9 protein-coding genes and 1 pseudogene are annotated in these 13,678 nt (G+C 67.8%); 3 read left to right on the top strand and 7 right to left on the bottom strand.

The window, feature by feature from the left end; genetic code table 11:
* Nucleotides 1–51: 51 nt before the first annotated feature.
* The gene (locus ABT186_RS13050) at nt 52–669 is read right to left on the bottom strand and encodes a TetR/AcrR family transcriptional regulator (protein WP_351925029.1); all 618 of its coding nucleotides are present in this window, start codon (nt 667–669) and stop codon (nt 52–54) included.
* Between the two features lie 137 nt (nt 670–806).
* Between ABT186_RS13050 and ABT186_RS13045 the strand changes: the two genes are divergently transcribed.
* The 3 genes from ABT186_RS13045 to ABT186_RS13035 all read left to right on the top strand — a co-directional run bounded on the left by ABT186_RS13045 (nt 807) and on the right by ABT186_RS13035 (nt 3,679).
* Nucleotides 807–1,724, top strand: a complete 918-nt coding sequence (locus tag ABT186_RS13045; protein WP_351925027.1) for an alpha/beta fold hydrolase — start codon at nt 807–809, stop codon at nt 1,722–1,724.
* Between the two features lie 76 nt (nt 1,725–1,800).
* Nucleotides 1,801–2,499: a hypothetical protein gene (locus ABT186_RS13040; RefSeq protein WP_351222378.1), complete on the top strand. Its 699-nt coding sequence runs from the start codon at nt 1,801–1,803 to the stop codon at nt 2,497–2,499.
* Between the two features lie 154 nt (nt 2,500–2,653).
* Nucleotides 2,654–3,679: an alcohol dehydrogenase gene (locus ABT186_RS13035; RefSeq protein WP_351222376.1), complete on the top strand. Its 1,026-nt coding sequence runs from the start codon at nt 2,654–2,656 to the stop codon at nt 3,677–3,679.
* A gap of 363 nt (nt 3,680–4,042) precedes the next feature.
* Here ABT186_RS13035 and ABT186_RS13030 read toward each other — a convergent pair whose 3' ends face one another.
* The 6 genes and pseudogenes from ABT186_RS13030 to ABT186_RS13005 form a co-directional block, all read right to left on the bottom strand.
* A complete protein-coding gene (locus ABT186_RS13030) occupies nt 4,043–4,864 on the bottom strand; it encodes an SDR family NAD(P)-dependent oxidoreductase (protein WP_351925025.1) in 822 nt (273 codons plus the stop codon).
* A gap of 288 nt (nt 4,865–5,152) precedes the next feature.
* Nucleotides 5,153–5,497: pseudogene (locus tag ABT186_RS13025) on the bottom strand (MBL fold metallo-hydrolase); the annotation flags it as partial.
* A gap of 268 nt (nt 5,498–5,765) precedes the next feature.
* Nucleotides 5,766–7,178 (bottom strand): non-reducing end alpha-L-arabinofuranosidase family hydrolase, encoded by a 1,413-nt coding sequence (locus ABT186_RS13020; protein ID WP_351925022.1) that lies wholly within the window; start codon nt 7,176–7,178, stop codon nt 5,766–5,768.
* Nucleotides 7,179–7,522: 344 nt separating this feature from the next.
* Nucleotides 7,523–8,863 carry a ricin-type beta-trefoil lectin domain protein gene (locus tag ABT186_RS13015; protein ID WP_351925020.1) on the bottom strand — a complete coding sequence of 447 codons (1,341 nt, stop codon included), beginning with the start codon at nt 8,861–8,863 and terminating at the stop codon, nt 7,523–7,525.
* A gap of 358 nt (nt 8,864–9,221) precedes the next feature.
* Nucleotides 9,222–11,204: an alpha-L-fucosidase gene (locus ABT186_RS13010; protein ID WP_351925018.1), complete on the bottom strand. Its 1,983-nt coding sequence runs from the start codon at nt 11,202–11,204 to the stop codon at nt 9,222–9,224.
* A gap of 61 nt (nt 11,205–11,265) precedes the next feature.
* Entirely contained in the window at nt 11,266–13,674 is a 2,409-nt protein-coding gene (locus ABT186_RS13005; RefSeq protein ID WP_351925016.1) for a ricin-type beta-trefoil lectin domain protein, read from the bottom strand.
* Nucleotides 13,675–13,678: the final 4 nt, after the last annotated feature.

Here is a 13,678-nt window from a genome sequence, read left to right as displayed (position 1 = left end):
CGCCGCGAGAAACCGGACTCGTTTGGAACCGCCACCACCGCGTCCGTCCCGTCAGCGAGGCGCGCTCCGACCCTGGAAGATCCGGTCCAGATGACGGTTCAGGACTTCGGCCGCGGACTCCGGGCTGCGCTGGCCGACAAGGACGCTGGTACCGAGTCCGGCAGACATGGCGAGCAGGCTGACCGCTTCCCATCGCGCGTCCACGCCCGGCCCTGCGAGATCCGCCTCCTGTGCCTGTCGGAGGAGTCCGGTGAGGGTCTCCTCGGCGGCATCGGGGTTCGCGATGAAGGGCTGGGCGGCAAGCGCCTCGTCGGTCACGGCCAGAACCGCGTACGAGCTGTAGAGGAGGTGGAAGGTGCGGCTCTCGTCGTCCGTCGGCAACGCCGCCGTCAACAGTGCCTCGATCGTCTCGCGCGGGCCCGGGCTGTCCCCGGCCGCTCGCACCCGGGCGGCGACCCGCTCTCCGAACCTCTCCGTCAGATGCTGCAGCCCGTAGAGCAGCAGCTTCTCCTTGGTCTCGAAGTAGTACTGCACCAGCCGCAGTGACACGCCTGCTTCCGCGGCCACATCGCGCATCCCCACGGCATGCAGTCCGCGTCGGCCCGCAACCCGGACCAGTGCTTCGGCGATCTCGGTTCGCCGTTGTGCGTGGTCCACGCGTTTCGGCATCAGTCGCGCCTCTCCTCCACCGTTCCCCCCGAGCTGCCCTCGCCCGGTCCGGCCGGGCGCCTTTATGGTACAGGCGTATCAATTTGATGATACGGTCGTACCACGAACAAGGTTTTCGCTTTCGGAGGTGGCCGCCCGTGCCTGAGCCCACGACCCGCGAACGTCCCCGGCCCGATGTCGGGCGATACGTGAATGACGCCCTGCGTGAGCGCTACTTCGCCGCGTGCGACGCCGTGTACGCCATGGGGGCGTCGGCCGTCGCGCAGGCGGACGTGGAGACCAGCTTCGGGACGACGCACGTGTACCGGTACGGCCCCGACGACCCTGCCGGCGAGTCCCGCACCCCGGTCGTTCTGGTGCACGGCGCCGGAAGCTGCTCTGCGATGTGGTACCCGAACACACCTGCGCTCAGCGCCGAACGTGTCGTCTACGCGATCGACACTCCCGGCGACCCGGGCCGCAGCGTTCAGCACGAACCCATTCACCAGCCCGAACGCGCCGCGCAGTGGCTGGACGAGACGCTCGCCGGACTCGGCCTCGACCGCGTTCACCTCATCGGTTCCTCGTACGGCGGATGGCTCGCCCTCAATCAGGCACACCGTCGGCCGAGCCGCCTCGCCTCCGTCACCCTGCTCGATCCAGGAGGCCTGAAGAAGGTCGGTCTGCGTTTCTTCGTCTGGATCTTCGTCAGCCTCTTCGCAACCTTCGCACCCACGGCGCTGCGCCCACGACTGGCGGCCTGGCTGGAGCAGCCGGTCCTCATCGTGCCGCAGCTGCGCACGATGATCAGATCAGGCGTCCGCGCCTACCGCATACGCCGCCCGGCTCCACTGCCTCTGTCCGAGGACGAACTCTCCGTCATCCGCACTCCGCTCTATCTGGTGCTCGGCAAGCGGAGCCTTCTCGTGCATCCGCGGCGGCAAGTGGAGAGGATTCCGCGCCTGATTCCGGGCGCTCGAGCCGAGATCGTCTCGAACACCGGCCATGGGCCGCAGATCGACCACGCGGACGAGGTCAACCGCCGGATGCTGAACTTCATGGACTCCGTCGGCTGACAGCTGCAACCAAGGAGTGCGGAATTGTGGCCTCCATCGCAGCGCGGAACGGACTGCACCTGATGGGGTGATCCACATGAGCGACGGACTCACTTGGCTCGCCGAACCGAAGTCGATCGACTGGGGCGGATACAGCGTCGTCATCGCCCAGGACCTCGCCGGAGAGACGCTGGCAGCACGTCTCGCCGCCAGCCGCTACGGCCGGGACAAGCAGAAGCCACGTTTCATCGGGAGCCTCACCGGCCGGCAGGCGGATGACGTGATGACCGGCCTGTTCGGGGACACTCATGAGGCAATCGCCCTCCGCTACGGAGAGATCGGCGAGTGGTCCTACGTCGTCAAACACGGCTTCTGGTACGGAGAGTTCGGCCCCGAGCCGCCCGTGTCGCGGGGCGCCGCTCATGTCTTCCGCCTGTGGTACGAGGAGGAGAACGGCAAGCCCGTTCCCCCGTTCTTCTCCTACGAGCACGACGGGCGCACCGTATGCCATTTCAACCTCCACCTCGACGGCTCATGGGGATCCAGCCGAGTCGACGGCGACACGGATGTCCGTGCTGCTCTTGAAACCAGACTGACGGCCGCCGGCCTGTCCCTCGAAGACCCTGAAGAGCGGTGGGACGACCGCCGCGCGATTCACCGCGTATGCCTGAGTGCCATCGAACAACACTTCGACCTCACTCTTCCTCGCGATGAGATCCTCAACAGTCCGCTGCCGACACTGCTGATGAAGGCGAACATCGCCAGCTGCCCCTTCTGTGGAACCAGACACTCCTAGCCCCGGCCATCGCGCGGCATGGACATGACGGCTGCAGCCCCCGCCCGTTCCCGTTCCTTTCGACGGGCTTCGACGCGCTTCGACGCGCGCGATCGGGCCGGAGCTGGTCTGCTGGTTGCGGGGGATCGTCGTAGCCGCTTCCGGAGAGATCCAGATGAATACCTATCGAGTCGCGCAGGTGCCCGCCGTCGGCGGGCCGTTCGAGATTGCCGAGCGTGAGGTGCCCAAGCCGGGCCCCGGCCACGTACGGATTGCCGTGGACGCCTGCGGTGTCTGCCACAGTGACGCCCTGTTCGTGAACGCCGGGCTGCCAGGCCTCCGGTTTCCGCTGGTTCCCGGGCATGAGATCGCCGGGCGCATCGAAGAACTCGGCGAAGGGACCCCCGACAGGGGGTGGCAGGTGGGCGACCGGGTGGCGGTGGGCTGGTTCGGCGGCAGCTGCGGCCACTGCAGGCCGTGCCGAGAAGGTGACTTCATCATGTGCGAGACCCTGAAGATCCCCGGCGGGGCGTACGACGGGGGCTACGCCGAGGCGGTGATCGCGCCGGCCGACGCCCTGGCCCGGATCCCCGACGCACTGGCAGCGACCGACGCGGCACCCATGGCGTGCGCGGGGGTGACCACCTACAACGCGTTGCGGCGCAGCTCCGCCCGGCCGGGCGATCTGATCGCCGTACTGGGCATCGGCGGCCTTGGCCACCTGGGAGTCAAATACGCGGCCGCGATGGGCTTCGAGGTCGTGGCGATCGCCCGCGGAGCCGACAAGGCCGACCTCGCCAAGCAGCTCGGCGCCCACCACTACGTCGACAGCACGGCGGGCACCCCCGTCGCCGAGGCACTGCAGTCCCTGGGCGGAGCCAGGGTCGTACTCGCCACGGCCGGCAACTCCGACGCCATCACGGCGACCGTCGACGGACTGTCGCACCGCGGCGAACTGGTCGTCATCGGCGCGGCCCCCGACCCGCTGGGGATCAGCCCGGTCCAGCTGATCATGCGCGGCAGGACCGTCCGCGGCCATGCGTCCGGCACGGCGCAGGATGTGCAGGACACCATGGAGTTCAGCGCCCTGCAGGGGATCCGCCCGATGGTCGAGATCGTGCCGCTGGACCGAGCCGCCGAGGCGTATCAGAAGATGCTCTCCGGAGCCGCCCGCTTCCGGATGGTGCTCACTACGGGCTGACGGACTCGGCGACCCGTGGGGAATCATCCCGATGCGCGCCTGGGCGCAGGCGAGGGCCACTTCGGCGTCGAGCACGGCGGACAGCCATGCCTCGTCCGTCAGTGCGGCTTCTTCCAGGACGGGGTGGGGGCGCAAGCCAACGGCTATTGCGCCCGTGGTGCAGCCGGGCCCGGACGGCTCGCCGACGGAGTACGGGTTGTGGGTGCGGTACCCCAAGTGGCGCTCGCCAGGCCGCAGCTGACCTACCTACAGGGGGTGCTGCGACCGTTTCCCCGCAGGTGTGCAAGTCGATCGCCTTGCGGCACCGCGTCCATCGCGTCGGTCAGGGGCCGATGCACTCCCCCGCTGCGACCGGCCTTCTCGTCAGAGTTCCGCTTCGCCGCGTGGTGCGATACGGAAATCGAACGCGAGGGTCCCGGGATCAAGGGCCGTTGCCCCGCCGTCAACGGTGAGCACCGCGCCATTGACGTAGGACGCCGCCGGAGAGAGCAGCCAACTGATCGCCTCCGCGACCTCACGCGGTTCGCCCGGCCGGCCCATGGGCAGGAGCCTGGTCGCCTCCTCGTACGCAGACTCGACGCTGCCGTCCTTCAACTCCGCTTCGACGGCGAAGCGCGCCATGCGCCGGTCGGCCATTTCGCTGCGGACCCAACTGGGGCACACGGTGTTGGCACGCAGCCCCTGACGCCCGTAGTCGACGGCGAGGGAGCGGCAGAGCTGCAGCAAGGCCGCCTTGGAGGTGGCGTACACGGCGTTGCTCGCACCGTTGCGCAGTGCGGACACCGACGCGACGGCAACCACCGATCCACGTGCCTCCAGCAAGTGCGGGATCGCCGCACGCAGGAGCAGGAGCGGACCGGTCACGTTCGTCCGCATCACCTCGTCCCAGTCTGCCAACGACAGGTCCCCGACCGCTCCGCTGCGCCCGATGCCCGCATTGAGCACAAGTCCGTCGAGTCGCCCATACGCAGCCAAGGCCGTGCGGACGAGACCCTCGGCGGCCTCCGGGTCACCCACATCGGACGGATACGCCAGCGCCCCGGCCTCCCGCTCGAGGTGCCGCAGCGGTTCGGGCCGCCGCCCCGAGACGACCACGTGGTGCCCACCCTCGCGCAGCAACCTGGCGGTGGCCGCTCCAATGCCTGTACCTCCACCGGTCACGATGACAACTCGGCCGTCCGTCACTGTTGTTCAGCCTTCTGCTCCGAGATCACGACGAGCATCCGATCCTAGAGGGGGCCGTGAGCCCAGCGCCCCGCTGCCGACGAAGTTCGGACAGCGGAGCGCATGGGGCCGCCTAGCGACGCACAGAGGCCCGGGGCAAAGGCCTCATCCCCAGCAGCACCGCAGGCCCGAGGTCGCCACGCGCTCCGCGCGGCGACTCAACGGAGTCGGTCACGGCCGGGTCAACGGCATCAGCGGCTCTGATACGGGGGTGCTCACGCGCGTCGCGCCCTTCTCGACCGGCAGGCGTCACCGCTCGCCCGCAAGATCGAGATCGCCGCGAGCGGTCTCCCGTGCGGTATCCGGGCCCACACCGCGGCGCCACGGGTGCGCCACAGGCGCAGACACCGCCCGCCACCAGGGGTCCGCAGGAAGCTTTCCCGCCGGCTCGAACGGCTCGCCGGGCCGGGGGAACGCCACCGCTTGTCCCGCCTCCTCGGCGACGTCCTTCGTCCACTCCCCGGGTTCGGCCCAGGGATGCGGAGCGAGGTTGAAGGTGCCCCAGTGGATCGGCAGCAGCACCCCGTGCGGCCGGCCGCCCTGGAGGTCGAGGTGGGCGCGCATGCCCTCCTCGGGGGTCATGTGGATGTCCGGCTACAAGCCGTTCTTGATTCTCAAAGTCCACAGCGGCTTGCGCGCCGGTCGTTCGCTCATGGTCAGGATGTGATCGCGTAGTCGCAGCAGGGAAGACGACGCGTCGAGGAGGGCGACGGCGAGGACGACAAGGAACCCCAGCCGGCACAGGGCTGGGGTTCCTCGAGGTGGTGCATATCGGTCAGCAGGTGGAGTTGCCCGCGCAGTGAACCGCTCGTCTACGCGCCGGCAGACCGCACCACATCGCGATCACCGTGGATCAGGCGGGTCAGCGCTGCAGGGTGAGAACACCCGGCCGCCACGGCAGTTGGTCGTAGGGGCCGCCCGCGTTGGGGGACTTGCCCTGGTAGAGGAACTGCAAGTTGCAGGGGTCGATGGTCATGGTCTGGTCGGGGTTGTTGCGGACCAGGTCACCGTGGCTGATGTCGTTGGTCCAGGTGGCACCGCTGTTGGCCTTGCCCGCGAAGGGGTTGGTTTCGCTGCTGGCCTGCGGGGTCCACGAACCGCTCAGGCTGGAGGCCGTGAACGAGCGGAAGTAGCGCCCGTTCGCACCTATCGCCTCGACGATCATGAGGTACTGGTTCTGGTCCTTGACCTTGTAGACCTGTGGCGCCTCGAACAGGTTGTTCGTGGAGTCGCTCATGACCGTCGTGTAGGACGAGCCGAAGTTGCCCGGGAAGTTCCCGATCGGCATGCTCGCCCGGTAGATGTTGCCGTTGTCACCGGCGAAGAACAGGTACATGTTCTGGTCGTCGGCGATCAGGGTCTGGTCGATCGGGGCGGAGTTGGGGATGCTGCCGGTGAACAGCGGCTGCGGCGCGGACCAGCCGTTGGGGTTGGTGGGGTCGCTCGACGTGCGGTAGAAGAAGGGCCACGCACCCCACTGGGACGCCAGCACCCAGATGTTCTTGGGCGCGAAGTAGAACAGGGTGGGTGCCACCGTGGACTGGTTCATCCCGGTCTGGCCGGCCGACGCCATGTCCGACCAGTTCGTGAAGGGACTGAACATCATCGAGCCGTACCCCGATCCCGACACGTTCGATGCGTAGACCAGGTGCTTGCCGTTGTACACCACGTTGGAGAAGTCCTTCAGCGAGACCCACCCGTTCGCCGGCTGCGCCAGCACACCCGTCGACGTCCACCGGTACGTCGATGGAAGAGAACAGGTGCCGCCCGGCGTCCCGGACAGGCCGGTCCACTTCTGGTTGCTGCCGCCGTTGCACGTCCAGATCTCCACCGCCGTGCTGTTGGCCGTACCGGCGCCCGTAACGTCCAGGCACAGCCCGGACTCCACGCCGACGATCGTGCCGTCGGAGTTCACCCGCCACTGCTGGTTCGCACCGCCGTTACAGGACCAGATCTCCACCCGGGTACCGGCCGCGGTGGCGTGGCCCGGAACATCCAGGCACTTGTTGCCGTACACGGTCAGCTGGTTGCTGTCCGTCAACGTCCACTGCTGGTTGGTCCCGCCCGAGCAGTCCCAGATCTGCAGGTACGTGCCGTCGGTCTGGCTGGCGTTCGGCACATCGAGACACCGGCCGGAACCAATACCGCGCAAGGCGCCGCTGGTTGCCGCCTGAGCCGGGTTGGCGAAGAGCGTCGCCGCCAACGCGACCAGGGCCGCAACCGCCGCGGCGAACACCACAGACAGATGTCTGCGGCTGAAACTTCGTCTGCGCATGGGGACCTCGTAATCCTTGAGTGAGCGGTTCCGGTTGGCCCCGTCAGAGGCTGTCCGGACTGTCGATGTGGTGCGGTTCGTAGCGGTCCGGTGGGCACCGGGCTGACCCCACGTGGCTTCCCGGTCCTGCGAGACCTTCTGAAAGACCGGTGCCGCCGGGCGTCTTCGGGCTGCTGCGAAACGCACCGGCCTGTGTCGGACGTTGATCGTCGTGTGCAAGCCCGCCGCACGGTGACCCCCACGTGCACAGCCTGCTGACGGCAAACCCGCCGTGCTCCACGACGCTTGGCGTGCCGAGGTCTGTGGGGCCAGGCCCGCACGGTGCTGTGCCTGGCCCCGGCGTTTCAGTTCTCCAGGCGCCAGCGCTGGTTCGCACCGCCCGTGCAACTCCATAGCTGGGCTTTCGTCCCGTTGGCGGCCCCCTGGCCGTTGGCGTCCAGGCAGAGCCCCGACTGCACTGCTGTGATCGTGCCGTCGGGATTGATGTTCCATTGCTGGTCTGCCTGTCCGCTGCAGTCCCAGATCGCCGTCGGGGCGCCGTTGCCCGCTGCCTGGCCGGCGCCCAGGCACTTGTTGCCGTAAACAACCAGCTGCTTTCCGGCGGTGTAGGTCCACCGTTGGTTGGAGCCGCCGTTGCAGTCCCACAGTTGTGCCTGCGTGCCGTTGGCCGTGGTGGAGTTGTTGATGTCGAGGCAGCGTCCCGACTGCTGGCCGACGATCTCCTGGTTGCCGGAGGACGGTGGCGGTGGCGGATTCGAGCCGAACTGTGTGAAGAACTGCCACACCGCTGCCGATGTCCAGGTGCGCCAGCCGTCACCGGTGGAGCCGTCTATGGGACCGGGGTCGTGGCCCGCTCCGTCGAACGCGGCCCAGACGACGGGGTATCCGGACCTGCATCCGGAGTAGGTGGTGATGATGTGCGTCAGGCTTCCGTAGGCCGGCTCGGGCGGGTTCTGCCGGGTGCAGCCGTTGTTCCGGACGAAGGTGTCGCGCAGTTCCCGTCCCGACGAGATGGGCAGCACATTGTCCCTGATGCCGTGCAGACCCATGTAGGCGATGGGCTGAGTGCCGCCGTTGCACCCGCTGAGGTTCGCGCCGGAGTAGACCGCGACCGCACGGAAGACCGTCGCACGGGAGCAGGCCAGGGCGTACGACATCGCGCCGCCGTAGCTGAAACCGGCGGAGAACAACTGGGTCGTGTCGACGCACAGACCTGTTTCGATCTGACTGACCATCGCGTCGACGAAGGCCACGTCCTGGCCTCCGGGGTTGGCCCAGCCGTTGCCGTTGCCCTGGGGGGCGACGAAGATCGTGCTGTTGTTCGCGTTGTCGGCCAGGCGCCGGAGGCCGTAGTAGGACCAGTTGTACCCGTCCGTTCCGCCCGAGTCGACATCGTTGGCCGTGCCGCCCCGCCAGTGGAAACCGAATATCAGCCGGTAGGGATGGTTGCTGTCGTAGCCGGCAGGAACCCGCAGTATGTAACTGCGCGTCTGGCCGCCGCTCTGAATCGTGTGTGTACCACTCGTCAGCGTTGGGGCCTTGCCACAGCCGGCGCTCGCCGGGACGGCGCCGGTCGTCGTGGCAGACGTGGGCGCGCCAAGGCCACTGCTGAACGAGGTGCCCGCGGCTGCCAGGACGAGAAGTACCGCAGCCGCGATGGACGCCAAGAGCTGTTTGCGTTTCATACACTCCTTCTTCCGTAGTCGAGGGATGGTCAGGGAGCGTCGGTCGGCCGGAAGCGGGTGCGGTGTGCGGCGGTGACACCACAACGAATGACAAGAGCCTGGGCTCGAAGCCTCCGAGGCGGTGGGCCGTCGCTCGTCGAGGGTTCGTTCGAGAGGTCGAATCGTTCGCCGATCCGCTCGCTGGGTGGTAGGACCGCGACCGAGGCGGGTCAACTGCCCTCACGTGAGTTCACTTCTGTGCCGCTGCAGGGTCGTCGAAGTGCACAGGCCATGACCGCCTTGGCCACCCATCCTCGGGCGCAGTACTGCGTCGAACCGATTCGGTGATGTGGTTCCAAGCACTGTTCGCTGGGGCGGTTCAGACGGCGGTGATGGTCCATTCGTTGTTCGTGCTGGAGTTCGGCGTCCACATCACCGTGGTGGAGCCGACCGTGGTGCTGCCGCTGCCGTCAAGGGCGGTGCCAGTGCCCCGATTGACGATCTGGTAGCGGTTGCCACCGAGGCTGTTGAGCGACCACTGCTGGTTGTTGCCGCCGTTCCACGCCTCCTGGCGGGCGGGAGCGCCGTTGGCGGAGTTGCCCCAGCTGTCGGCGGCCATGCCGTTGGTGCGGTTCATGATGCGGTAGTAGCCGTTGCCGAGGTCGATCAGCTGCCACTGCAGGTTGGTGCTCCCGTCGTAGTTCCACTGCTTGAGGTTGGAGCCGGAGGCTACGTTGCCCCCGCTGTCGAGCACCAGTCCGCTGGTCACGTTGGCGATCTTCACCCAGGTGGTGGAGCCGCCCGGCGCGCCCAGGACGGGGATCTCACCGGAGAAGGTGAGCTTGACCGTGTACGCCAGGGCGCTGAACGGCGGGTTGGACGAGGGCATGGTGAGGTGCAGGCCGGAAGCGTCCTGGGCCGGTGCGGGGAGGTTGACGTAGGTGCCGACGGCGTTGTTCAGGAGTTGCGCGCCCGTCAGGCTGCTGAGGTTGATCTGGTTCGAGTTCAGCGTGGTGATGGTCATGGTGCCGCCCTGCCAGCCCAGCGCGGTGGCGTAGAGCACCTTGTTGTCCTGGCTGCGGGTGAACCGGATGTCCTGCGGTTTGCCGGCCACCGGTCCGCTGAACGAGCCTCCGCCCATCTGGGTGGGGCCCTCGCCGTAACTGGCCCAGGAGCGGGTGGCGTAGACCGCCTCTCCGAAGCGGCCGAGCCAGTCGCCCATGGCGAGCAGGATGGACTGCTGCCCAGAGGGAATGGTGCCGTCGGCCATCGGGGCGATGTTCAGCAGCATGCTGCCGCCCTTGCTGACCCGGTCGATCAGCGAGTGGAGCAGTGCCTGCGTCGAGTAGTAGCCGATGCCCACCGTGTAGCACCAGCTGGAGGAGGAGATGCTGTCGTCGGTCAGCCAGTAGGGGCTGAGCAGCCCTGCCGGGCCGCCGCGCTCGAAGTCGAAGACCTCGCCCTTGTTGTCCAGGCCGTCCTTGTAGGTCGCGACCACGTCCTTGTTCCACGAGACCGCCTGGTTGTAGTAGTGCGCGAGGAACTGGAGGCGATATGACTCCTGCACCAGGCCCAGGTCGAAGTCCTGCCAGACCAGATCCGGCTGGTAGCCGTCGATGACCTCGATCAGCTTGTCGTACCAGAGCTTGTTCTCCGCGGCCGAGCCCTGCTGACCGAAGAGGATGCGCAACGTCGGATCCGACTGGGACGGCACGTGGTCGTAGTAGCCGTTGAAGTGGTAGGCGTGGTGCAGCGAGGCCATGAACTTCAGCCCCTGCCCGCGGATGGCCTGCGCGTGCAGACCCACGAGGTCGAGTCCGGGGCCGTGCTGGACCGAGTTCCACGGGTTGGAGCGGCTGTTCCACATGGAGAAGCCGTCGTGGTGCTCGGCGACCGGGCCCGCGAACTTTGCACCGGCGGCCTTGAACAGCCGCGCCCAGACATCGGGGTCCCAGTTGCCGCCCTGGGAGACCAGTCTGGGGGCGAACTGCACGTGGTTGCCGGCCTTGTCCCGGGCGCCGTCGATGAAGTTGTTGTACGGCCACACCGAGGGGTCGCCGTAGGTGGCGATGTGGTGCCGGTTCTCGGCCGAGCCGCCGATGTACATGTTGCGCGGATACCACTCGTTCCCGAACGCGGGAACGCTGAAGACGCCCCAGTGGTAGTAGATGCCGAACTTGGCGTCCTGGAACCAGGCCGGGGCCGGGGGGTGCTGGTCCACGGACGACCAGCTCGCGGTGTAGCTTCCGGGGCCGTCGGTCGCGGCGGCCTCGGGTGCGAACCGCAGCAGGCCGAAGGCCGTGGCCGCGCCGACCGCTGCCAGCAGACGGCGCCGGCTGATCGGGAGGGAGGACGAAGTCATGCGGGGCCTCTCAGAGGGATTGACGGGGGTGGCTCAGGAGGATCGTCAGTCGGTCACCTGATCAACTGCGCGTCCACTTCTGGTTGCTGCCGCCGTTGCAGGTCCACAGCTCCAGCAAGGTGCCGTTGGCCGTTCCCGCGCCCGTGGCATCCAGGCACAGGCCGGACTGGGCACCGGTGATCGTGCCGTCGGCGTTGATCGTCCACTTCTGGTTGCTGCCGCCGTTGCAGGTCCAGATGTCCACCTTGGTGCTGGGGCTGGTGCCCTGGCCCGCGGCGTCCAGGCAGTCGCCGCCGTAGACCCGCAGCTCACCGGCCGGGGTGCTGGTCCACTGCTGGTTGCTGCCGCCGTTGCAGTCCCACAGCTCCACCTGGGTGCCCGACGTCTGCGACTGGTTCGGCACGTCCACGCACCTGCCGGAGCCGACTCCGACGATCGCTGCGGTCGTGCCGCCGCCGGTTCCGCCGCTGCCGGGGGTGATGGACAGGTTGTCGAACTGTGCCGTCTCGCTCTGGCTGGTCGCGTAGCCGACCTGGCCGCCGGCCCAGGTGTAGTCGTTCACGGAACCCACCGTGGAACCGTCGATGACGGCGGTGACGGTGTTGCCGGAGAAGGTGAGGGCCAGGGTGTGCCACCGGTCGGTGCCCAGCGCCGTGGTGGTGCCGTGGGCGAGGGTGGAGACGTTTCCGTTGGTGTTCGAGTTCAGGATCGACCAGGCTCCGGTGTCGCTCACCCGCAGGTGGTAGGCGTTCAGCCCTCCGGTGCTGCCGTAGTCCTGTGCGTTGGCACGGCCGATCAGCTCGGCGTATCCCGGCTGTTCGAGCATCACGTCGGATGAGACGGTGTAGTTGCTCCAGCTCACGTCACCGAGCAGGGCGTGCGGATCGGACAGCGCGTCCCAGGTGATCGGTTTCTGCGGGCTCATCTGGCGCACGCACTTGCCGCTGCGGCCGCCGCCGCAGCCCACCGCCTCGAAAGCGCCCTGCCAGTCCATGAGGTACTTCGCCTCGGTGCCGGTGGCGTAGCTGTCGAAGGAGTCGCTGTACGGCAGGCTCATCGTGCCCTGGGCAGGACTGGTGGCGGTGCCTTTGCCCTGTCCGGTCGTGGTGGTCAGGGTGTAGACGCGATGGGGCTGCACGGTCAGGCTGAAACCGCCGCCAGACGGGGTGACGACCGTGGTGTGCACGAGGTAGTCGGCCGGATTGTTGGAGTTGACGTCCGTCGACCAGACATGGACGGTTTTGGTGGACAGCCCGCCGGTGACGTTGAAGTTCAGCGTCTGGGCGCTGCCGGCGTCCATCGTCTCGATGACCGTGGAGTAGTCGGAGTTGTTCGTGGACTTCAGCGAGACGTAGCTGCCGTTGTTCCGGTTGCCGCCGATGTAACCACTGGAGGCGTCGAGGTAGTGCCACCCCGGGGCGGTGAACTGGCTGGTCTGTGCCATCACCCAGGCGTTCTTGCCGATCGTGTAGTGGCCGGACCAGGGCTGCGAGGCCAGGGCGAGACCCATGGTGGGGTAGGGCAGGTTGGGCGTGATCGCGGCGACCACCGGCCAGTTGAGGTACGCGGTCATCCGGCCGTCGATGTATCCACGGTTGATGCCGCGGGCCACGGCCTGCGCTCCCCCGTTGTAGTCGTCCGAGCCGTTCTCGCTCGCCCACAGCGCCTTGCCGGACGATGTGGCGGCCGACGGCACCGAGCAGTTGGACTGGGACGACCGGTAGCCGCAGGGATAGTGCGTGCCGATGACGCTCACCGCGGAGGCGAACGCCGGGTTGGAGTTGATGTCGCCCGCCACGGACCAGTCCGAGTCAGCGGCGACGATCTTGACCTTGCCGTAGCCGTTGCTGTCGAGCGCGCCGCGCAGCTGCTCGTACCAGGAGACGTTGTAGCCTCGCTCGTTCCACCCACCGAGGTAGTCGATGCTCAGCCCGTGCTGTTCGGCGCATCCCAGCCACGAGACCAGGTAGTTGATCATGTCGGTGGACCAGAAGTTCCCGCCGCCGATCCAGCCGGGCGCGCCCCAGGCGAGCCCGTACAGCTTGATGTCCGGGTTGCGCGCTTTGGCCTGCTCCATCAGCCACCACTCGTAGCCCCGGTTGCAGTTCAGGTCGGACCGGGTGTGCTGGTGACTCGGTTCGGCCCCGGAAGTGGAGTTGGTGTCACCGCCGATCTCCGCCTTGAGGATCTGCAGGGAGGCGCCGTAGCCGGGCCGGAACAGGTAGTCCAGGATCTGGCCGCGCTCGGGCTCGGGGTAGTCGGTCAGGAGTCTGCTGTTGCCGCCCCCGCCGCTGATCGCGCCGACGCCGTCGAGGGTCCGGCCGCCGGACGCCCCGTTGATCGTGAGGGAGGTGGCGGCATGGGCCGGCACGGCGGCCGTGCCCACGAGGCCGCCGACGGTCAGGAGGAGGCCCGCGAGCACGGCCGTCGAGGCGCGCAGGCGCCGGAACAACCGGCTGAATGCTGACACGGTG

It is taken from the genome of Streptomyces sp. NPDC001634 (assembly GCF_040298185.1).
Lineage (GTDB): Bacteria > Actinomycetota > Actinomycetes > Streptomycetales > Streptomycetaceae > Streptomyces.
Note: the sequence above shows the minus strand (reverse complement) of the source record. Positions and strands in the feature narration are given on the sequence as shown.